Raw genomic sequence first — 21,952 nt, forward strand, 5'->3', positions numbered from 1 at the left:
AGGGACCGCCCCTCGGGTCGGTGCGGGTGGGGTCGGTGCGGGTGGCAGGTCAGCCCTTGAGTTCCGCGGCGACCAGTTCCGCGATCTGTACCGCGTTCAGGGCGGCGCCCTTGCGGAGGTTGTCGTTGGACACGAACAGGGCGAGGCCGTGCTCGACGGTCTCGTCGGCGCGGACGCGGCCCACATAGGACGGGTCGCGGCCCGCGGCCTGGAGCGGGGTCGGGATCTCGGAGATCTCCACACCGGGCGCGGCGGCCAGCAGTTCGTACGCGCGCTCCACACCGATGGGACGGGCGAAGCGGGCGTTGATCTGGAGGGAGTGGCCCGAGAAGACCGGCACCCGGACACAGGTCCCGGAGACCTTCAGACCCGGGATCTCCAGGATCTTGCGGGACTCGTGGCGGAGCTTCTGCTCCTCGTCGGTCTCGAAGGAGCCGTCGTCCACGATCGCGCCCGCCAGCGGCAGCACGTTGAAGGCGATCGGCCGCTTGTAGACAGTGGGCTCGGGGAAGTCGACGGCTTCACCGTCGTGCGTCAGCTTGTCCGCGTCGGCGGCGACCTTCTGGACCTGCCCGTGCAGCTCGGCGACCCCGGCGAGCCCGGACCCGGACACCGCCTGATAGCTCGCGACGACGAGCGCTTCGAGGCCCGCCTCCTCGTGCAGCGGCTTGAGGACCGGCATCGCGGCCATCGTGGTGCAGTTCGGGTTGGCGATGATCCCCTTCGGGCGGTGGGCCACCGCGTGCGGGTTCACCTCCGAGACGACCAGCGGCACCTCGGGGTCGCGGCGCCATGCCGAGGAGTTGTCGATCACCACGGGGCCCTGCGCGGCGACCTTCTCGGCCAGCGCCCGCGAGGTCGCGCCGCCCGCCGAGAACAGCACGATGTCCAGGCCGCTGTAGTCGGCCGTGGAGGCGTCCTCGACGGTGACCGGGGTGCCCTTCCAGTCGATCGTCGAGCCGGCCGAGCGCGCCGAGGCGAACAGACGCAGCTCGTCGACCGGGACGTTCCGGTCGGCCAGGATCCTGAGCATGACTGTGCCGACCTGACCGGTGGCTCCGACGATTCCGACCCTCACGGTGTCTCCTCCAACGCCTACGACATGGGCGAACGCTTCCATCATGCGTCTGTCCCCGGCCCGGCTGTCCAATCCATTGCCCGAGGAGTGGGACATTCGGACCCCGGACCGGGCGCGCACACAGGCGTGATCACTTCCGGGCCTCGATGGTCCACCGGCCAGACGTGCGGACCTGGAGATACCCGCTCGGCACCCGATGAAGCCCCGGGCCCAGGCTGATCCGGCGTATCGGCTCCAGCCGCTCGTCCAGCTCCCACAGCACGATCAGGTCCAGCGTGCCGCGCCCCTGGTGCGTGAGCATCACCTCGGTCTCGGGGCCCGTGTGACGCACGACGCCGTAGCCGGCGCCCGACACGGAGACGTCCAGGACCTGGGCCTCGGAGAGGGGCCGGGGCTCGACCCGCCACCCGGTCCGGTCCCCGGTGGTGATCAGGACATGGCAGTGGCCCGTGTCCGGCACCCACAGCGGCCCGGTGACCGGACGGCGGCTCGTCGTGTCCACCGAGATCGCCTTCCGGCCCTCCGGCTGCGCCGTGTGCGCGGTCAGCGGGTCGTCGTCCGACGTGAGCCGGCGCAGATCCAGGAGCGCGGGCGGACCGTCGTATCGGAACACGGCGCTGCCTGTGCCCTCCAGCGGGCCGGACAGCGCGGGCGCCTGGTCGAGGGGCAGCAGCCGCAGCTTCCAGTTCCGGGCGTCCGTGATCCGGAGCCGCTGCTCGCTCTCGCCCTCGCGGAACAGCAGCGTGCGGCCCCGCTCGCCGTTGTTCTGCCCCCGCAGCAGGGTGTCCTCGTCGTCGTACTCGTCGAGCACCGCGACCGTGTATCCGAAGAGCACCCCGTCGCCGGTCAGTTCGTAGTCGAGCAGGGCCGGGCGGCCCGGGTTCGGGTTGACCAGGGTGACCGTGGCGTGGCCCCGGCCCTGGTAGACGCCGGACTCCTGGGCGGCGCCCTGGTCGAACACCGGCAGTGGGCGGGCGGCGAGCGACCAGGGGCCGTCCGCCTCCACGAGCAGCAGCAGCGGGCCGTCGGGTATCGGCGCGGTCTGGGTCAGCGGCCCGACCTCGTTGACGAGCAGCTCGCGGTCGTCCAGGTCCCGGGCGACGGCCGTCTCCATCGACCAGATCGCGAAGCCGCCGCCCCCGTCCTCGTCACCGTCGAACCGCGCGTCGAGATCGGCCGCCGTCCCCGTGTACGCGAGCACCTCGGGGCCCTGGCCCTGGATGGCGGTGCCGAGATGGCGGACCACCGACACGGGCTGCACCACCACCGTCCAGTCGTTGTCGGCCTCGACGCGCAGCCGCAGATGCCGGTCCGACGGGTACGGCGTGAGGGTCCGGCCGCGGAAGTCGTCCACGGTCGTGTTGAACAGCAACTCGTCGTTCTTGTTGCGGTGGTCGAGGGTCTGGACCGCGAAGTAGCCCTCGCCCTGGTGCCATGCCTCGACGATCACCGGGCCCGGCGGCACGGGGGCGTCGACGGTGATGACGTCGTTGCCGTGCCCGCGCCGCGCGAAGGGCTGGAACTCGGAGCCGTAGACGAAGGGGGCGGCGGCCCCGGGAACGGCGTCCTGGGGAACACCCTGCCGCGGCGCCTGGACCGGTACGGCGTCCTCGGGACCCTGCTCCTCCTCCACCGAGATCCCGAAGTCCGTGGCCAGACCGGCGAGTCCGGAGTCGTACCCCTGCCCGACCGCCCGGAACTTCCAGGCGCCGTCCCGCCGGTAGAACTCGCCGAGCACGAACGCCGTCTCGGTGGACGCGTCGGTCACCGTGTACTGCGCCACCGGAAGCCCGTCCGGACCGACCGTCTGCACATACAGACCGGGTACCGCGCCGAACACCCCGCCGTCGCATGACGCGGCTATCACCACCCGCTGGACATCCGGCTCGACCGCGTGCAGATCCAGTTCCAGCCACTCGGCGGCCTGTCCGCCGCCCTCCGCCGTGCCCGCGTGCCGTACCGCGCCCGAGGGGTGGTGCGGCTGGTTGTAGAAGACGAGGTCGGCGTCGCCGCGTACCTTGCCGCGCGCGTCGAGCAGCAGTGCGGACGCGTCCACGGTCGGGATTCCGGGTGCCTGGGCGCGGCACACGGCCACGCGTACCGGGGCTGCGGGGACAGGGGTGTTGGCGCCTTTGGTGATGTGCGTCATGGGGCACATGGTGACAGTGGAGATGCCGTGAAGTCGATGGGTTCCTTCGGTGAAGGGCAGGTTCGTGGAAACTGGTCCGAACGTTTCCGACCCGTCCGGCGTCTTAGGGGAAACGCGGGGTGGGGAGGGTGGCATTGCTGTGGCGCAGAGTCCGTGACGCGGACCCGCTGAACGCGGCCCAGGAGGACCGGGTGCGCGCGGTCCTCGCGCTCGGCGGGGTCCCGTACGCCGATCTGCCGGACGGGGTGCAGCAGGTCAGGCTCAGGCTGCTCGAACGGGCCGCACAGGGCCATGAGGCGCCCCGCGACGTGTCCGCCTGGGCCGCCGTCGTCGCGTCGAACCTCGCCATGGACTGGCACCGCGCGCGGCGCAGGCAGGAACGGCTCGGTGAGCGCCTGGCCTCGCTGCGCCAGGAGCACCCCGGCGGCGGCGAGACCCGGGTGACCTCGCTCGCCGTGGCCCAGGGCCTGGACGAACTCCCGGACAACCTCCGGCAGGTCGTCGTCCTCCGCTTCTACGCGGACCTTCCGGTACGGGACATCGCCGAGCAGTTGGACATCCCGGAGGGCACGGTCAAGAGCAGGCTGTACACGGCGGTACGGGCGCTGCGCGCGCGACTGCACGAGGACGAGGTGGTGTGACGTGACCGGGGAGCAGCCGTACGACGACCCGTTGATGCTGGCACTCACCGACGAACCCCTGCCCGACGCGGCACGGGACGATCCGGAGACCCTGGCCGCGCATCGCGCCGCCGTCGCGGACATCGCCGAACTCCACGTAAAAATAAGGCAGTTGGGCGACACGCTGGCGGCCCGCGAAACCGCACCCGCACCCACGCCCGCCCCCGCCCTCACGCCCCGTCCCGTACCCGCCCGGCCCCGCCGCCGCGTCCGGATCGCGCTCGGCGCGCTGGTCACCGCCTGTGCGCTCGCCGTCTTCGGCGGCTTCGGCTGGCTGGTCGTCCAGGGCGGCGGCATGGGCGCGAACGACACCTCGGCGGCGAGCAAGGGCGACGCCAAGGACGTGGCACCGGAAGGGGGACAGAGGGACCAGGGACAGAACGGCCAGGGGGACTTGGGAGACCTGTCGCCGGAGGGCTATGTGGCCTGTGCCCGGCTGATCGTCGAGGGCGAGGTGACCCGCGTCGAGCCGCTGGCCGGCGGCGACCAGGACCGGATCACGCTGACGGTCGACCACTACTACAAGCCGAGCGAGGGCGACAAGGTCGTCACCTTCGTGATGGACCGGGCGGTCGACCCACGCCTGCGCATCGGCGAGACGGCACTGATCGGTATCCCGCACGGGTCCGGCATGCCCGACATCTGGGCCACCGGAGCGGACATCCCCGCGCAACGGGCCTGGATCAAGGAGGCGTTGCCCGGCTCCAGCGCCCTGACCTGCTGATGAGGCGCCCCGACCTGCCGATGACCAACGGCCGATGACCCACGGGGGAGTGCGCGCACGGGGGGTGCGCACAGAGGTGGGGCGGGCCCCGAAAGGAGCCCGCCCCACCGTTTCCGTACCGGCACCTCAGCGGATGCCTACCCGCTTACGGAATGACCTTGCCGATCTTCACACTGCCGATGCCCGCGGCCGTACCGCGCGCGTTCAGCACCTGCACCTGGCCGAAGAACTCCCGGCCCTCGGGCGCCGCGGCACTCGCGACGACCTCGGCCGAGATCTGCGCCGAACCGCCGACCGGCAGGTTGTACGTCTTCGACTCGTCCACCTTGACCGTGCCGAGCGTGGACGAGAAGTACACGTCCCGGTAGTCGTAGGCCGTCTCACCGGCCGGAGTCGAGTAGCCCTCGACCTTGATGGTGTACACACCGGCGGCGGGCTTGCTGATCGAGACCGCCTCCTCCGACGAGCCGCCCGCGGAGTACGCGACCCGCGTACCGGCCGCGTTGTAGACGTACAGGTCCAGGTCGGCCGCCGTGTCCGAGACATTGCCGATCGCGACGTCGAGCCGCTCGGCACCCTCGGGCACGACCACCGTCGTGGCCTGGGTCTCACTCTGCTTGATCGTCGGCCGCGTCGTCTTGGACGAGCCGAGCGAACCGCCCTTCAGCTTCGCGTCGAGCGCCGCGAACTGGTTCGTCACCTTCCAGGACACGGGGGCCGGCGTACCGACCTTCGCCTCCGGGACGGACTGCACGGCCGGGTCGAAGTCGAGCCCGTACAGGGCCACGTCCAGCTTGTACGGGTTGTCGAGGAACGGCGACGTACGCCGCGACTCGACCTCGATCTCCCACACACCCGGCACCGGGTCCGCGTACGAACGCAGGTCCGGACGGCAGGTGTTGGCCGGGTTGTAGTTCGGGTAGCAATTCGGCGTCGACGTCGGGTCGAGCGGGACGCCGTACGGGTGGATCGTGATGAAGCGGGTCTGACCCGTCTCCTTGAGACCGCTCATCGCGACCTCAAGGGTCTTCGCGCCCTCCGGCACCGTCACGTAGTACGAGATGGTGCTGTTGCGCTGCGAGACACCCGACGCGGAGAACGTCGACGAGGGCTTCGCGATCGGCGTGGAGACCACGACGGTCGTCATGATCTGCTTGTCCACGCCCTGCGTGGTGAGGTCGTCGACCTCCAGGATCGCGCTGTGCGCGCCGACCGAACGGGGCTGCGCCTCGACCTTCACCGTCACCGGCTTGTTCAGCGGCAGCAGGACCAAGGACGAGCCGGCGATACGGAACGTGCCGTCGTTGGTCTTCAGGCTCAGCAGGTGCGGAACCGAGCGGTTCGGGCCCGTCGTCCGCGTGACGACCACGTCGTACGTCTTCTTCTGGCCGACCTTCAGGCCGCCGTCACGGTCGTAGAGACCGGTGCCGAAGCCCGGCGTCTTGAGCGCCCAGTCGATCGTGGTGTCGACCGGAGCCTTGACCGTGTACTCGTTCGCCGACACACCGCGCTTGATGAGCTTCCAGGCGCTGACGATGTCGATGAGGCCGCTGCCCTCGCTGTTCGCCGTCTCACCGCTGATGTGCTGGGCGGTCGAGGTCAGCGCGGTACGCAGCTTCGCCGGAGTCAGATCGATCTTCTTCTGCTTCGCGGCGGAGAGCAGCAGCGCGGACGCGCCCGCGGCCTGCGGGGACGCCATCGAGGTGCCCTGGAGCATCGAGTAGCCGGCCGGGAGCTGGTAGCCCGCCTCGGCGACCGGGCCGCCCGGCAGCCAGGTCTGCGTCGTCTGGATCGCCGCGCCGGGCGCCGAGATGGTCGGCGCGAAGCCGCCGTCCTCCCGGGGGCCGTGCGAGGAGAACGGGACCATCGCGTACTTCTTGGTGACCCCGGAGCCGTAGTTGGCGGCCCAGGTCTCCTTGGAGATGGTCGCGCCGACGGAGATGACCTTGTCCGCGAGGGCGGGGTCACTGATCGTGTTCAGACCCGGGCCGTCGTTGCCCGCGGAGATCACGAGCTGGACGCCGTAGGTGTCGATCAGCCGCGTGTACAGCTCCGCGCGGGCGTTGTTGCCGTCGTTCAGCGCGGGCAGACCGCCGATCGACATGTTGACGATGTCGACGCCCCGGTTGACGACGAGGTCGATCATGCCCTCGGTGAGCGCGACGCTGGTGCAGCCGCCGCTCCACGAGCAGGCACGCGAGGAGACCAGCTTGGCGCCGGGCGCCGCGCCGTTCATCTTGCCGCCGAACAGGCTGTTCGCCGCGGTGATGCCCGCGACGTGCGTGCCGTGCTCGGACTCGATGATGCCGATGTTGACGAAGTCGGCCGTCTTGCCGACCCAGTCACCGCCGTAGGGGTCGGTCGGCACGTCCTTTCGGATCTCGATGACGAACGGGACCCGCTCGACCACGTCGGTCGCCGGGTTGTCCGTACCGAAGTACCCGATCTGGAAGCCGTCCTTGTACGGCTTCATCGGCACGTCGTCCGTGAAGTCGTTGTTGTTGTTCAGGTCGACGCGGACGGTGTTGTTCTTCGCGTCGTAGAGGACGCCCCACGCGTCGGTGGTGTCCCCGTCGCGGTTCAGGTCGCCGTTGGCGTCGCCGCCGATGGACGCCGACTCGCGGAAGATGTTGACCTGGTAATCGCCCGCCGGGGCCTTCCAGGTCTGGTTGCTGTAGGTGAAGACCGGCCCCGACACGGGGTTGGTCATCCGGCGCCAGGTGGCGTCGGAGTCCACGATCGGGTCGGTCGCGGTGACCCAGTCCACGATCTTGCGCTCACCCGTGGTGGTCTTCTGGAGCGCCGGGTGGCCCAGGTCGACACCGGAGTCGAGGATGCCGATGGTGACACCCCGGCCGTCCGCCTTCGGGTTGTCCTGCACGAAGTCGACGGCGCCCGTCTCGAACGACGGGTTGTACGGGTTCTTCGCGGGGGTGTTCTTGTCCGGCGCCGGGTAACTGCCGGGCGCCGGGGTGTTCTTGGCACCCTTGGCGCTGTCGCCCGCCGGGGTCGGGTCGTCCAGCTCGATCTCCTGGCTCAGGTCGATGCCGTGCACCGACGAGAGCTTCGAGGCCGCCTTGATCGCCGCTTCGGCCTTCGCCGTCGGGATCGTCGCGCGGACATAGCCGAGCTTGTCGTAGGTCTGGCCGACCGAGCCGCCCTTGACGGCGTCGAGCTGCTCGGCGACCTGCCGGGTGGCGCCGGGCGCGGTGGCGACCATCATCGTGACGTTCTTCTCGCCGGCGGCCTGGGCCTCGGCGAGACGGTCGGCGTCGGCCGCGCCGAGCTTGTCGTCCGACTGCTTGATGGTGGAGTCGGCCGGTGTCGGTGTGGAGCCGCTGTCCGCGGAGAAGGCCATGGGTATCGGCCCTGCCGCGGAGAGTGCCGCCGCGAGTCCCGCGGCCACGGCTATACGGGCCACGCGTCTCGCACCGTGTCTGGGTGCGCGCTGGGGATCGGGGGTCATCTGCATCCCTGTACGTATGAGAGCGGACGGTAGGACCGACCCCTGCCCACGATGTTCCGGAATTCGGGGCCGGATGACCGCTCAGCCTTACGTAAACGACCACCGTTTGGGGAGAGTTGTCCGAGGCGTGATAGGGCCATGGCGTACTTCCGCCATACGCCATGGGTCGTAAGGCGGGTGATAGGGGGATTTGGCGCCACCGCCTTCGGGGTCTACGCGTGTCCGGTTCAAGGTCTACGCGCGTCCGACGCGCCTACCTCACAGCGGGACCCCGTACCTCGCAGCCCGACTCCGTACATCCAAGCCCGGCTCCCTACCCCGGCAGATGAACGCGGAGTGAGCGTTCGCCCTCGGGCAGAGGTACCGCCGCGGACGTGCGAGGGGTACCGAGATCCACGTCCGGTGATGGGCGTCAGGCGTTGCTCCTTCGTTAACGCACAGGCCACCCCCGATGCCAACCATCCAGGGAGAACGGGGTGTTCACGCACCACGAACACCCCGGGCCCACCCCCTCGCTGTGTTCGCACCCGGAAAGGCCGCGCCATGCCGCGCCTACGCTCTGTCGCCGCTGCCGCCACCGTCCTCGACCGCCGCGCCCTCCTTGCCGCCACCGGAGCCGTGACCCTGTCCGCGGGGATCGGTTACGCGCTCGGCCCCGGCAGCGGCTCGGCCGCCGGGGCACCCTCCGTCCCGGGCGCACCGGCCGGCGCCGACGCGATCTCCCGCCAGGCACCCGCCGCCCCCCTCGCGCCCTACGGCAAGGGCACCACGCTCACGTCGGTCGCCTCCGCCGCCGGCTCCACCGGATACCGGCGCCTGGGCGACGGACCCGCCTGGAAGCGGGTCGTCCGCTCTGATGCCGCCGCGCCCAAGGCGGGCCGCACGGACCGTCGTACCGCGCTCGCGGCCTTCGTGCAGTTCACCGACCTGCATCTGGTCGACGTCCAGCACCCGCTGCGCTACGAGTATCTGCGCGCCCAGACCGCGAGCGCCTGGCGGCCCCAGGAGTCCCTGTCCGTCGCGGGCGCCGTCAGCCTGGTCGAGCGGGTCAACGCCCTGCGCGGCGCCCCCGCCACCGGCGCCCCCCTCCACTTCGTGATGACCACGGGCGACAACACCGACAACAACGCGCGCTCCGAACTCGACTGGTACCTCCGGGTGATGAGCGGCGGCCGGATCACCCCCAACACCGGTGACCCGCGCCACTACGAGGGCGTCCAGAACTCCGGTCTGAAGCTGTACTGGCAGCCCGACGCGGCCCTGCGCGACGCCGACAAGCAGTTCGGCTTCCCCCGGATCGACGGCTTCCTCGACGCCGCGATCCGCGAACTGCGCAGCCCGGGTCTTCGGCTGCCCTGGTACTCCACGGTCGGCAACCACGACGCGCTGCCCGGCGGCTGCTACGCGCCCGGCGACTCCTTCTTCGCCGAGTACGCGGTCGGCGGCAGGAAGCTGATGTCCCTGCCGGAGGACCGGGGCGCCGCCGTGTGGCAGGCGGTCAAGGCGGGGAAGGACCCGCTGGGCACCGCGTTCAAGGAGCTGCTGAAGAGTGAGGCCCGGCACATGCGGTCGGTCACCCCGGACGAGGCCCGCGCCCCCTTCACGCCCGCCGAATACCTCCGGGCCCACCTCGACCCCGCGCACACCGGACCCGGACCCCACGGGCACGGCTACACCGAGGCGAACGTCGCCGCCCGCACCCAGTACTACTCCTTCCGCGTCTCCGACGACGTGCTCGGCATCAGCCTCGACTCGACCGACCCCGGCGGCCACTACGAGGGCTCACTCGGCACGGCCCAGCTGACCTGGCTGGAGCGCACCCTGAAGGAGCACCAAGGCGAGTACGTCGTCGTCTTCAGCCATCACACCAGCCGGACGATGCGGAATCTGCGCCCCGATCCGGGCCGTCCCGGTGAGGCACGGCACGGCGGCGACGAGATCGTGGCGCTGCTCGGTCGCCACAAGAACGTCCTCGCCTGGGTGAACGGCCACAGCCACAAGAACGCCATCACCCCGCACGGCACCTTCTGGGAGATCTCGACCGCGTCGCACGTCGACTTCCCGCAGCTCGGCCGGGTCATCGAGATCGCCGACAACCACGACGGCACGCTGTCCCTGTTCACCACGCTCATCGAGTCCGCGGCCCCGCACCGCACGGATTTCGCCGATCTCTCCCAGACCGGACTCGCCGCGCTCTACCGCGAGTTGTCCTTCAACGCGCCGGGCGCCCGTACGACCCTGTCCGGCTCGGCGGGCGACCGCAACACGGAACTGCTCCTCCGGAAGGGCTGAGCGGAAGGGCTGAGCGGAAGGGCTGAAGCGGAAGGGCTGAAAAGCTCTCAACCCGAACGGCACCGTCAACCGCCGCGCGCACCCCCGGAGTCCCTCCGTCCGACGGAAGCCGGTCATGAGGGCAGAGGGAGAACAGGGTGCAGCACAGCAGGGGTACGAGGACCATGCGGGCCGCCGTCGTGGGCGTCGCGGCGGCGGCCGTCGCGGCGACGGCGTTCACGGCGCCCGCACAGGCCGGGACGCGTACGGACGACCACGCGGCGACCCGGCGGGCGATGGACGCGGTCGTGCGGCAGGGCGTCCCCGGTGTGACCGCCCTGGCGCGGGACGACAAGGGCACCTGGAAGGCCGCGTCCGGCATCGGTGACCGGTCGACCGGCGCACCGCGCGGCACCGGCGACCGCTACCGGGTCGGCAGCATCACCAAGACCTTCGTGGCGACCGTGCTGCTCCAACTGGAGGCCGAGGGACGGCTGTCGCTCGACGACAAGGTCGACCGGTGGCTGCCCGGCGTCGTCCGGGGCAACGGCCACGACGGTCGGAAGATCACCGTGCGGCAACTCCTCAACCACACCAGCGGGATCTACAACTACACCGCCGACGAGACCTTCGGCCGCACCTACTTCCTGCACGCCGGCTTCATGGAGCACCGCTACGACAGCCTCACGCCGCGCGCACTGGTGCGGACCGCCATGGCCCACAAGCCGGACTTCGCCCCCGGCGCCTCCTGGAACTACTCCAACACCAACTACGTCCTCGCCGGAATGATCGTCCAGAAGGTCACCGGGCGCCCGTACGGCGACGAGGTCCGCGACCGTATCGTCAAGCCGCTGGGCCTGAACTCCACCACCGTGCCGGGCAACGACACCCATGTACCGCGCCCGAGCAGCCGTGCGTACTCCAAGCTGTCCGACGCCCCGGCGGCCACCGAGATCTACGACGTCACCGAGCTGAACCCGTCGCTCGCCTCCTCGGCGGGCGAGATGATCTCGACCTCGCGGGATCTGACCCGCTTCTACACCGCGCTGCTGCGCGGCAAGCTGCTCCCGAAGAAGCAGCTCACCGAGATGACCACCACGGTCCAGGTCCAGCCCGGCGTCGGCTACGGGCTCGGCCTGATGAGCGAGAAGACCTCCTGCGGCACCGAACTCTGGGGCCACGGCGGCGGTATCCACGGCTCCTCGTCCGGCGCCGTGACCACCCGCGACGGCCGCCACGCGCTCGCGTACAACCTCAACGGCGACTGGGTGGGCGACGGGGGAGCGATCCAGGAGGCGGAGTTCTGCGGCAAGTGACCGGCAGATGAAGGGGTGGCCGGTACGGCTGTCCAGGGGTGACAGGTGAGGGGGCGGGCGCCCGGTCCCGGGGCGCCCGCCCCCTCACTCCCCTCCTACCGGCGCGCGCCCGGCATCCGGTGGCTCACCTCGGCAACACCACGACATACGCGGCCGGATCGCGGTCGTCCGCCGCCATCAGTGCCGTCCGCACGATCGTGGCCTGTTGCTCCGGCGCGTCCCGCAGCTTGCGCGGCGTGAGGTGCACCACGGTGATACCCAGCCGCTCCAGGTGCTCCCGCTTGCGCGCGTACTCCGTCCACTGGAGCGACTCGGCCGCACTGTCGCGCCGGCCGCCCGGCCGGGGCGCCCGGGTGTCGAGTTCGACGGCGACGGCCTGGTCCGGCCAGTACGCGTCGACACCGCCGAGATGCGGACCGCCCGGCAGCCGCAGATCCACGTTCCACACCGGGTCGGGCAGCCCCCACTCGCTCACCATCGCGTACAGCCGGTCCTCGGCGATGGTGCGGCCCTCGGCGACCAGCGCGTCCACCGCGTTCACGACGTGCGGGCGGCCCATCAGCCGCGCCCGCGTCAACTCCCGTACGACGGCGGTCGGTTCGCAGTGGCCGCCGCGTACCGCCTCGGTGAGCAGCCGGCGTACCGCGTCCGCGTCCGTGAGCCCGCCGACCGCGTCCGCGAGCGCCCGGGGCACCGGCGCCACCGGAACCCCCGTGACCTGCCGCGCGACCGGCAGCGCCGCCGTCCGCACCAGCCGCGCGCACCCGGTGGACCGCAGCCGCCGGGTCCTGGGCACCAGCACGTCGAACCGGTCGAGCGAGAGCAGCGGGGGAGCGGACGAGAACCCGTACAGCGCGAGCGCCGCGAGACCGGTGATCATCACCTCGCCGTACGGCGCCGGCACCGGGTCCGTGCCCTGGTGCGGGAGCCGGGGCGCGGCCTCGGTGGCGCGCGGTGCCGGGTGCTCGTCCGACGGCTGGACCGGCACCGCCGGCCTGGCCCGGGTCCCGTGCCCCGAACGGCCCGGTGGGCGGCCCGCGTACAGCAGCACGGCGTGTACCCGCTCCTGGCCGGTCGGCGGTCCGGGGTGGAGCAGGAAGACACCGGGCAGCAACTGCTGCCAGGCCCCGCCGGGCCGGCACTGCGCGTTCGTCTCGGCGGCCGAGACACCGTGCGCCCGGAGTTGGGCGGAACTGAGCACACGGAGCCGGACGTCCGAGAGGTGACGCAGGGGGCGGGGGGAGAGCGGGGTGTTGTGGTTCATGCCCCCGCCATTCCCACCCTTGCGCACCCTCCTAACCGGTGTTACACGCCCGTCGACAAATGCGGACAAGCTCGCCCTAAAGTACGGGCGTTCGAGTGCCGAAAGGCGCTGGTCCATCCGGGGTTACGGGTAGAGGGACCAGCCGCTTGTCACAACTCCGTACCGGCGTCACACGCCTGCGCCCACAGCGCCCGCCCGAGGTCGTCCCGCGCCTCGGCGACGAGCCGTCGCAGCGCGGGCGCCGCGTCCCGGTGCTCCCGGAGCCACGCGTCGGCCCTGTCCAGCGTCCCGCGGTCGTCCTGGAGCCCGGGGAACAGCCCCCTGACCACGTCCATCCCGATCTGGATGGACCGCTCGGCCCACACCCGCTCGATCGCCGCGAAGTACTTCTCCGTGTACGGCGCGGTCAACTCCCGCTGCGACGGCTGGGCGAAGCCCGCGATGGTCGCCTCGACCAGCGCGTTGGACAGCGCGTCGGACTCCACCACGGCCGCCCACGCCTGCGCCTTCACGGCCGCCGATGGACGCGACGCCAGGCAGCGCACCTGGTGCCGCTTGCCCGACGCGGTGTCGTCCCGGGCCAGTTCGGCCGCGAGCACCGACTCGTCGGCCGCGCCGTGCGCGGTGAGCGGTTCGAGGAACGTCCAGCGCAGCTCCTGGTCGACATCGAGGCCGTCGATCTTCGCGCCGCCGTCCAACAGCCCCCGCAGGAGCTGGAGATCAGCCTCGCCGGATGCCACGGACGCGAAGAACCGCGCCCAGGTGAGCTGGTGCTGACCGCCCGGGTCGGCGATCCGCAGCTCACGCAGCGCGCCCTCGGCGAGCAGCCGCCCGCCCTCCTCGCGCCAGTCCGGCGCCGCGTAGCGCGTGACCGCCGTCCGCGCCCAGGCGTGCAGCATCTGGAGCACCCCGATGTCGGACTCACGGCCCGCGAACCGCAGCACCAGGTCCACGAAGTCCCGCGCGGGCATCAACGCGTCCCGCGTGAGGCTCCACAGCGCCGACCAGCACAGCGCCCGCGCCAGCGGATCGGTGAGATCGCCCAGCCGCTCACGGAGTGTGGCCAGCGAGTTCTGGTCGAAGCGGATCTTGCAGTACGTCAGGTCGTCGTCGTTGACGAGCACCAGCTCCGGCGCCCGCTCACCGGCCAGCTCCCCGACGACCGTACGCGCGCCGGAGACGTCGACCTCCGCGCGCGCGTAGCGCACGAGCGCCCCGGAGACGTCCTCGCGCGCGTAGAGACCGATCGCCACGCGGTGCGGGCGCAGTTCGGGGGCCTCGGCGGCGGCGGTGCCTTCCGGGCCGTCGGTGGGCGTCGGCTGATGGGCCGGGGTGGTGGCCTCCTGGACCACGGACAGCTCGGTGATCCGGCCCTCCGCGTTCAGCGTCACCTGCGGCGTCAGCGAGTTGACGCCGGCCGTCTGGAGCCACGCGCGCGACCAGGCCGCCAAGTCCCGCCCTGAGGTCTCCTCCAGGACGGCGAGCAGGTCACCGAGGCGCGTGTTGCCGTACGCGTGCCGCTTGAAGTAGCGCCGCGCGCCCTCCAGGAAGGCGTCCCGCCCGACGTACGCCACGAGCTGCTTCAGGACGGACGCGCCCTTGGCGTACGTGATGCCGTCGAAGTTGAGCTTGGCGTCCTCCAGATCACGGATGTCGGCCGTGACGGGATGCGTCGAAGGCAACTGGTCCGCGCGGTACGCCCAGGCTTTGCGGTTGTTGGCGAAGGTGATCCAGCCGTTGGTGAACCGGGTCGCCTCGACCATCGAGAACGAGCCCATGAAGTCGGCGAAGGACTCCTTCAGCCACAGGTCGTCCCACCAGCGCATGGTCACGAGGTCGCCGAACCACATGTGCGCCATCTCGTGCAGGATGACATTGGCCCGCCGCTCGTACGCCGCCTGCGTCACCTTGCCGCGGTAGATGTACTCCTCGCGGAACGTCACACAGCCCGGGTTCTCCATCGCCCCCAGGTTGTACTCGGGCACGAACGCCTGGTCGTACTTGCCGAACGGGTACGGGTAGTCGAAGTGGTCGTGGAAGAAGTCCAGGCCCTGCTTGGTCACCAGGAACACGTCGTCCGCGTCGAAGTGCCGGGCCAGCCCCTTGCGGCAGAGCGCCCCGAGCGGGATCTCCAGCGTCGACCCGTCGTCCAGCACGCGCGTGTAGCGGTCGGTCACATGGTGGTAAGGCCCCGCCACGACCGCCGTGATGTACGTCGAGATCGGCTTGGTCTCCGCGAACCGCCAGACACCGTCGGTGAGTTCACCCGTGCCGTTGCTCCACACCGTCCAGCCCTCGGGCGCCGTCACCTCGAAGCGGAACGGCGCCTTGAGGTCGGGCTGCTCGAAGTTGGCGAAGACCCGGCGGGAGTCGGCCGGCTCGTACTGCGTGTAGAGATAGACCTCGCCGTCCTCCGGGTCCACGAACCGGTGCAGGCCCTCGCCGGTGCGGCTGTACGCGCACTGGGCGTCGACCACCAACTCGTTCTCGTCGGCGAGGTCCTCCAGGGTGATCCGGGTGCCGTCGAAGACCGCGCCCGGGTCGAGGTCCCTGCCGTTGAGGGACACCGCCGTGACACTCGGCGCGATCAGGTCGGCGAAGCTCGCCGCACCGGGCTCGGCGCACCGGAACCGGATCGTGGTGACCGACCGGAACGTCGTCGGCCCTGCGCCGCCCTCGCCGGTCGCCGACCGCAGATCGAGCGCGATCTCGTATCCGTCGACGGACAGCAGAGCGGCCCGCTCCTGGGCCTCGTCGCGGGACAGATTCTCACCGGGCACGGGCGGCACTCCCTTGTGACTCGCGTGGCTGTTTGGACGTATGGGACGTTTTCGAACGGGGTCGATCCTCCCATGGGGCTCCACCGCGGGACACCCGGGAACGGCCCGCCGCGTCCGGGAATGGCCGACGCGACCGGTGGCGTTGTCGCTGGTGTACGCGGTAAGCGCATTCCGTCGCCGGCGCCCTCGGGTGCCGAGGCCATGAGGAGAGACATGACCGAGAAGACCCCCGTCGACTTCTGGTTCGACCCCCTGTGCCCCTGGGCGTGGATGACATCGCGCTGGGTGCTTGAGGTCGAGAAGGTCCGGGACATCGAGGTCCGCTGGCATGTGATGAGCCTGGCCGTCCTCAACGAGTCGAAACTGGACCAACTGCCCGAGGAGTACCGCGAGGGCATGAAGAAGGCGTGGGGCCCGGTGCGTGTCGTCATCGCCGCCCAGCAGGAGCACGGCGACAAGGTGCTCGGCGACCTGTACACCGCGCTCGGCACCCGCATCCACAACCGCGGCGAGGGCCCCACGCCCGAAGCCATCGCCGGCGCCCTGAAGGACGTGGGCCTGCCCGCCTCGCTCGCGGACTACGCGGACTCCGACACCTACGACACGGAGCTGCGCGCCTCGCACAAAGAGGGCATCGACAAGGTCGGCCAGGAGGTGGGCACCCCCGTCATCGCCGTGCCCGGTGCTGACGGCGAGCAGATCGCCTTCTTCGGCCCGGTCGTCACGCCCGCCCCGAAGGGCGAGGAGGCGGCCAAGCTGTGGGACGGCACCCTGATGGTCGCGTCGATCCCCGGCTTCTACGAGATCAAGCGCACCCGCACCCAGGGCCCGATCTTCGACTGAGCCCCGTTCTCACGCGTCGTCGCCCCGGTAGAGCGCGGCCAGCTTCGGCAGGTGGCGCGCCACCTCCTCCTTGTTGTCGAAGTCGAAGGCCGCCGCGGGGTCCAGTTGCGGATAGCGGACGCTCCAGCAGTCGGGCAGCCCCTCGCCGGTCGCCTGCCGGTGCGCGTCCCAGGCGATCCCCAGCACCGCTTCGCACTCCAGCTCGTCCCAGGTCGGCGCCGCGGCCTGGACGGCCGGCGAGTCGGCGAGGGTGTCCGGATCCGCCACGGCCCGCTCGAACACCTCACGGCCCTGGGCGACCAGCCAGCCCCGGAAGTAGTCGAACCCGTCGTCCGAGCAGCCACCGTTGATCGTGTACGCCGCGCCCCAGAGCCTGATCCGGTACGACTCGGCCATCAGGTTCCAGAACGCCTGCTGCGCGCCCTGTATCTCCTCGCTGGACCGGGTGGCGAGCAGGGCGGCGGCCCGCTTGGCGACAGCGCGGGCCTCGTCCGAACCGGATCGGGGCCCGGTCACGCCGGACTCGGCGGCGCGAGCGTCTTCGATGAGCTGCCAGTACTCCGTGGTCTCCATGGGAAAAAGCCTGCCACGGGGGTCTGACAACGGGCCCTGACCTGGGGCTTGGGCGACGTATAGGGAAATGCGGAAGGCCCCGCGAGTCACGTCCTCGCGGGGCCTTCCGTTTTCTCCGCCCGCCACGTGAAAGGTGAGAAGACGATCACGAGCAGGACGTTCCGGGACGGGGCTCCGGGGTCTCAGGGCCTCCGGGGGCTCAGAGGTCTCAGGGGGCGAGCAGCAGCCGGTCCTCGCGCTCCTTGGCCGCCGCGTACCGCCGCGCCACGTCCTGCCAGTTGACGACCCGCCACATCGCCTCGATGAAGTCGACCTTCTGGTTCTTGTACTGGAGGTAGAAGGCGTGCTCCCAGGCGTCGAAGACGAGGATCGGGGTGGCGCCCTGGCCGACGTTGCCCTGGTGGTCGTAGACCTGCTCGACGATCAGCCGCCCGCTCGCCGGCTCGTGCGCGAGGACACCCCAGCCGGATCCCTGCGTGGTCGCCGCCGCCTTGCCGAGCTGTGCCTTGAACCCGGCGAACGACCCGAACGACTCGGTGATCGCGTCGGCCAGCTCGCCCACACCGTCCGCGGCCAGCGGCTCTCCGCCGCCGTCACCGGTCATGTTGTGCCAGTAGATCGAGTGCAGGATGTGTCCGGAGAGATGGAAGGCGAGGTTCTTCTGCAGGCCGTTGACCGCGCCCCACTGGTCCTTGTCGCGCGCCGCCTCCAACTGCTCCAGCGTGTCGTTGGCGCCCTTCACATACGCCGCGTGGTGTTTGTCGTGGTGCAGCTCGATGATCTCGGGGCTGATCACGGGTGCGAGCGCGGCGTAGTCGTACGGCAGTTCAGGAAGTGTGTAGACGGCCATGCGGTCCCCTCCGACCTCTTATTGCATATAACTTGCAACTGCACGCTAGCAGCAGAAAGGTCGACACGCGTGCCGGGGCGCGTACTTGGGTGCCGGGGGCGGCTTCGGGGGAGGCTCCGGGACGGCTCCGAGGTTCGGGGGTGACACCGGAGGGGTCCTTTGGCCCTTTGGTGGGACTCCACAGTCCATCAGTGACGAGCGTCACGCCGACCGGGGGATTTCGCGCGGGCCTTTGTCCGAAGTCCATCAAAGGCTGAGCGGCGGCTTTGTCGATGACTGACGGTGAGGACCCAGGCTCCGCTGGGATAGCGTCACGATGTCCCGCGCCCGCCGCGCACCCGCCGCCCTATCCCGCGGAGTACCGATGAGCACCGCTGCCGCCCTCACCCGCCCCGGTCAGGTCCTCGCCGACCTGCTCCCCGCGTCGTCCGTCGCGCGCGCCCGCGTACGGGACGTCGCGCTGGTCGTCGGCGGCGCCGCGCTCACCGGGATCGCGGCGCAGATCGCGGTGCCCGTGCCGGGCTCCCCTGTGCCGGTCACCGGCCAGACCTTCGCGGCGCTGCTCGTCGGCACCGCCCTGGGCGCCGGCCGTGGCTTCCTCTCGCTCGCCCTGTACACGCTCGTCGGCATGGCGGGCATGCCCTGGTTCGCCGAGGGCGGCTCCGGGACCGCCGCGCCGTCCTTCGGCTATGTCCTGGGCATGCTGCTCGCCGCCACGCTTGTGGGCACCCTCGCCCGGCGCGGCGGCGACCGTTCGGTACTGCGCACGGCGGCCACCATGGTCGCCGGGTCGGTGCTGATCTACGCGGTCGGACTGCCCTATCTCGCCGTCGCCACCGGCATGTCGGCGTCGCAGGCCATCGCGGCCGGGCTCACCCCGTTCCTGATCGGCGACGCCCTCAAGGCCGCGCTGGCGATGGGCGCGCTGCCCACCGCCTGGCGCTTCGTCAAGCGCTGACGTACAGCCCCCAGGACACCCTGGACGGTGCGTCAGACGCCGTAGTTCCGCCGGAAGAGGTTCGCCGGGTCGTAGTGGCCCTTCAACGCGGCGAGCCTCTTCCGCGTGTCCGGGCCGTACAAACCTTCCGCGCCGTACGCGGCCCCACCGAAGGCGAAGTTCACCGAGCGCCCTGTCGTCCACGGTTCAACGACCGCCAGCACGCGCGCGTAGTGCGCCCGTACCGTCGCGAGGTCCGTGCCCGCGACGGCCGAGAGCAGCCGCACCAGATAGCGGCCGTCACGGTGCGGCACCGCGTTCGGCACATCGGGCTCCTTCGCGAGGGCGCCGCCCAGGTGGTTGATCTGGACGACGCACATCACCGAAGCCCCGGGCCCGGTCAGCGCGAGGAGTTCCGCGCCGGCCGGCACGTCCAACTCCCGCAGCACCGCGCTGTCGCCGTAGTACGCGTGCGGGACGTCCGGTTCGGAGAAAACGCTGCCGCTCTCCGTGTACGGCATCTCCCGCAGCGAGTCCGACAGGACCGGACCGACCGCCCGCAGCGGGGCCACCAGCCGCTCACCCTCGGCCGCGTCACCCGTGAACACGACCCGCACCGACACCACGTACCGCCCCCGGACCGCCTCGGGGAACATCGGCAGATCCGGGAACGCCACCGCCGCGAAGGACGACGTCAGCGTGTCCGGCACGGTCGCCGTCCACTGCGCGTACGCACGCAGCACGGTCGCCGGATCCACCACGCCCCCGTCGAACGCGAGGGCACCCGCGTACAGCCGTGAGACGGGCACCAGACCGATCTCCAGGGCCGTCACGACACCCAGGGTGTGTCCGCCGCCGAGAAGCCCCCAGAACAGCTTCGGGTCGCTCTCCGTGGTCACCCGCCGCAACCGAGCGTCCGCCGTCACCAGCTCGACGGCCCGTACGTGATCGGCCGCGTAGCCGAACTCCCGCCCCAGCAGCCCCAGTCCACCGCCCAGCGTGTACGAGACGGCGCCCACGCCCGGCGCGGAGCCGCTGAGCGGGGCAAGCCCGTGCGGTGCCGCCGCCTCCATGACGGCGCCCCAGCGGACCCCGGCCTCGATCCGGGCGGTACGAGCCCCGGCGTCGACCCGGACGCCGTCCATGCGCCGCGTACTGACAAGGACGCCACCCTCCACCGCGCCGGGCAGCCCGTGCCCCGTCGCCTGCACCCCGACGGGCAGCCCCGCAGCGGCGGCGTAGGCCACCGCCGCCACCACGTCGTCCGCCGACGAGGCGGCGAAGACCACGGCGGGCCGCTGCGCGAACCCGGTCTGGAAACCGGCGGTCTCCTCCTCGTATCCCTCGCGGTGCTGGTCACGGGAGGTGAACACCACCCGGCCCGCGCTGAAGTCCGCCAAGTCCACCGAGTCCACGACGCCCACGGCACTGCCCTCCGTTTGTGTTCCGACTCCACGGAGGGTGGCCGCTTAACCTGACAGGTACCGTCAGCTTTTGCCGCCGGTTTCCGCCCGCCCGCGCTGGACGAGATCACGTCCGACCGCGACGCCCACCACCAGGGCGGCGACGAGCAGCGAGAGCAGCACCTGCTCACGCGCGGTGTCGTCGGTGAGCATGTACACCAGGACGAACGAGATCATCGCGATCGTGGCCCACGTCAGATACGGGAACAGCCACATGCGCACGACCAGCTTGTCCGGCGACTCACGCAGGATCACGCCCCGCATCCGCAACTGTGTGAAACAGATGACGAGCCACACGAACAGGGCCACCGCGCCGGACGAGTTCAGCAGGAACGCGAACACCGTCTCGGGCCACTTGTAGTTGAAGAACACCGCCACGAATCCGAAGACGACCGACCCGAGGATCGCGGCCTGCGGCACCCCACGCGCGGTGGTGCGCGCGAACGCCCCGGGCGCGTCCCCGCGCCTGCCGAGCGAGAACGCCATCCTGGACGCCGTGTAGAGGCCGGAGTTGAGACACGACAGCACGGCCGTCAGCACGATCACGTTCATGACCTGCCCCGCGTGCGGGATGCCGATCGAGTTCAGCGCGGCGACATAGGACCCGTCCTTGGGGATCGACCCGTCGTTCCAGGGCAGCAGCGTCAACACCACGAAGATGGACCCCAGATAGAAGACGGCGATCCGCCAGATCACACTGTTCGTCGCCTTGGACACCGCGCGCTGCGGGTTCTGCGACTCACCGGCCGCGAGGGTCACGATCTCACTGCCCATGAACGAGAACACCACCATGAGCACACCGGTCAGGATCGACCCCCAGCCGTGCGGCAGGAACCCGCCGGTGTCGGTGAGATGCGCCAACCCGGCACCGGGGTTGTCCGACCCGGGCAGCACCCCGAACACGGCGAGCAGCCCGATCACGACGAACGCGCTGATCGCGACGACCTTGATGCCGGCGAACCAGAACTCGAACTCGCCGTACGAGCCGACCGACGCGAGGTTGGTGGCCGTCAGCACCACCATCACGACGAGCGCCCACGCCCACTGCGGCACGGCGGATATCCATCCATTGAGGATCACCGCGCCCGCGGTCGCCTCGACCGCGAGGACCACCACCCAGAAGAACCAGTACAGCCAGCCGATCGAGAAGCCCGCCCAACGGCCGAGCGCCTGGTCGGCGTATTCGGAGAAGGACCCCGACGCGGGCCGGGCCGCGGCCATCTCGCCGAGCATCCGCATCACCAGGACGACCATCAGGCCGACCAGGGCGTACGACACGAGGATGGCGGGGCCCGCGGCGACGATGCCCTTGCCGGAGCCGATGAAGAGGCCCGCGCCGATGACGCCACCGATGGCGATCATCGACAGATGCCGATTCTTGAGTCCGGCTTTCAGGCCGTCGCCGTGGGGGGCGTCGCCTTTGTCGCCGTGCGGATCCCCGGCGCCTTTGCCGGGGTTTTCGTCTGCCTTCGCAAGGTGGGGCTGCGAGGTCATGGACATTCCTTACGTTCTCGGGTGGTCGACCCAAGCGTTTCTGCCCACCCCCTGCCATGCCACA

15 protein-coding genes are annotated in these 21,952 nt (G+C 70.7%); 6 read left to right on the forward strand and 9 right to left on the reverse strand.

Annotated elements, in window-relative coordinates; translation table 11 throughout:
* Positions 1–49: 49 nt before the first annotated feature.
* Entirely contained in the window at positions 50–1,078 is a 1,029-nt protein-coding gene (locus tag ACFVT5_RS05240; protein ID WP_389881593.1) for an aspartate-semialdehyde dehydrogenase, read from the reverse strand.
* A 130-nt stretch (positions 1,079–1,208) separates the two neighbouring features.
* Entirely contained in the window at positions 1,209–3,227 is a 2,019-nt protein-coding gene (locus tag ACFVT5_RS05245; protein WP_389881595.1) for a TerD family protein, read from the reverse strand.
* A 128-nt stretch (positions 3,228–3,355) separates the two neighbouring features.
* Here ACFVT5_RS05245 and ACFVT5_RS05250 point away from each other — a divergent pair, with 128 nt between their 5' ends.
* Both ACFVT5_RS05250 and ACFVT5_RS05255 read left to right on the forward strand, forming a co-directional pair.
* The gene (locus tag ACFVT5_RS05250; RefSeq protein WP_389881597.1) at positions 3,356–3,868 is read left to right on the forward strand and encodes an RNA polymerase sigma factor; all 513 of its coding nucleotides are present in this window, start codon (positions 3,356–3,358) and stop codon (positions 3,866–3,868) included.
* A 1-nt stretch (position 3,869) separates the two neighbouring features.
* Positions 3,870–4,631 (forward strand): hypothetical protein, encoded by a 762-nt coding sequence (locus ACFVT5_RS05255; protein ID WP_389881599.1) that lies wholly within the window; start codon positions 3,870–3,872, stop codon positions 4,629–4,631.
* Between the two features lie 145 nt (positions 4,632–4,776).
* Here ACFVT5_RS05255 and ACFVT5_RS05260 read toward each other — a convergent pair whose 3' ends face one another.
* Positions 4,777–8,097, reverse strand: a complete 3,321-nt coding sequence (locus ACFVT5_RS05260) for a S8 family serine peptidase (RefSeq protein ID WP_389881600.1) — start codon at positions 8,095–8,097, stop codon at positions 4,777–4,779.
* Between the two features lie 543 nt (positions 8,098–8,640).
* Here ACFVT5_RS05260 and ACFVT5_RS05265 point away from each other — a divergent pair.
* Both ACFVT5_RS05265 and ACFVT5_RS05270 read left to right on the forward strand, forming a co-directional pair.
* Positions 8,641–10,389 carry a TIGR03767 family metallophosphoesterase gene (locus ACFVT5_RS05265; protein ID WP_389881602.1) on the forward strand — a complete coding sequence of 583 codons (1,749 nt, stop codon included), beginning with the start codon at positions 8,641–8,643 and terminating at the stop codon, positions 10,387–10,389.
* 164 nt (positions 10,390–10,553) lie between these two features.
* On the forward strand, positions 10,554–11,684 hold the full coding sequence (locus tag ACFVT5_RS05270) for a serine hydrolase domain-containing protein (RefSeq protein WP_389882080.1): 1,131 nt from the start codon (positions 10,554–10,556) through the stop codon (positions 11,682–11,684).
* Between the two features lie 124 nt (positions 11,685–11,808).
* Here ACFVT5_RS05270 and ACFVT5_RS05275 read toward each other — a convergent pair whose 3' ends face one another.
* Together ACFVT5_RS05275 and pepN are read right to left on the reverse strand one after the other, a co-directional pair.
* Positions 11,809–12,948: a hypothetical protein gene (locus ACFVT5_RS05275; protein WP_389881604.1), complete on the reverse strand. Its 1,140-nt coding sequence runs from the start codon at positions 12,946–12,948 to the stop codon at positions 11,809–11,811.
* A gap of 149 nt (positions 12,949–13,097) precedes the next feature.
* Entirely contained in the window at positions 13,098–15,728 is a 2,631-nt protein-coding gene (gene pepN / locus ACFVT5_RS05280) for an aminopeptidase N (protein WP_389881606.1), read from the reverse strand.
* Positions 15,729–15,941: 213 nt separating this feature from the next.
* Here pepN and ACFVT5_RS05285 point away from each other — a divergent pair, with 213 nt between their 5' ends.
* On the forward strand, positions 15,942–16,571 hold the full coding sequence (locus ACFVT5_RS05285) for a DsbA family protein (RefSeq protein WP_389881608.1): 630 nt from the start codon (positions 15,942–15,944) through the stop codon (positions 16,569–16,571).
* Between the two features lie 9 nt (positions 16,572–16,580).
* Here the strand turns inward: ACFVT5_RS05285 and ACFVT5_RS05290 are convergent, their stop codons facing one another.
* Together ACFVT5_RS05290 and ACFVT5_RS05295 are read right to left on the reverse strand one after the other, a co-directional pair.
* A complete protein-coding gene (locus ACFVT5_RS05290; RefSeq protein ID WP_389881610.1) occupies positions 16,581–17,144 on the reverse strand; it encodes a DUF4240 domain-containing protein in 564 nt (187 codons plus the stop codon).
* A 208-nt stretch (positions 17,145–17,352) separates the two neighbouring features.
* Complete coding sequence (locus ACFVT5_RS05295) at positions 17,353–17,994, reverse strand: superoxide dismutase (protein WP_389881612.1); 642 nt, start codon at positions 17,992–17,994, stop codon at positions 17,353–17,355.
* A 364-nt stretch (positions 17,995–18,358) separates the two neighbouring features.
* On the opposite strand from ACFVT5_RS05295, the gene ACFVT5_RS05300 reads away from it, so the two are divergent.
* A complete protein-coding gene (locus ACFVT5_RS05300) occupies positions 18,359–18,952 on the forward strand; it encodes a biotin transporter BioY (protein WP_389881614.1) in 594 nt (197 codons plus the stop codon).
* A 32-nt stretch (positions 18,953–18,984) separates the two neighbouring features.
* Here ACFVT5_RS05300 and ACFVT5_RS05305 read toward each other — a convergent pair whose 3' ends face one another.
* Both ACFVT5_RS05305 and ACFVT5_RS05310 read right to left on the reverse strand, forming a co-directional pair.
* On the reverse strand, positions 18,985–20,307 hold the full coding sequence (locus ACFVT5_RS05305) for an FAD-binding oxidoreductase (protein WP_389882082.1): 1,323 nt from the start codon (positions 20,305–20,307) through the stop codon (positions 18,985–18,987).
* A gap of 111 nt (positions 20,308–20,418) precedes the next feature.
* Positions 20,419–21,888 (reverse strand): amino acid permease, encoded by a 1,470-nt coding sequence (locus ACFVT5_RS05310; protein WP_389881616.1) that lies wholly within the window; start codon positions 21,886–21,888, stop codon positions 20,419–20,421.
* Positions 21,889–21,952 lie beyond the last annotated feature (64 nt).

This window comes from Streptomyces sp. NPDC058001, assembly GCF_042886315.1.
In the GTDB taxonomy this organism is placed as follows: Bacteria; Actinomycetota; Actinomycetes; order Streptomycetales; family Streptomycetaceae; genus Streptomyces.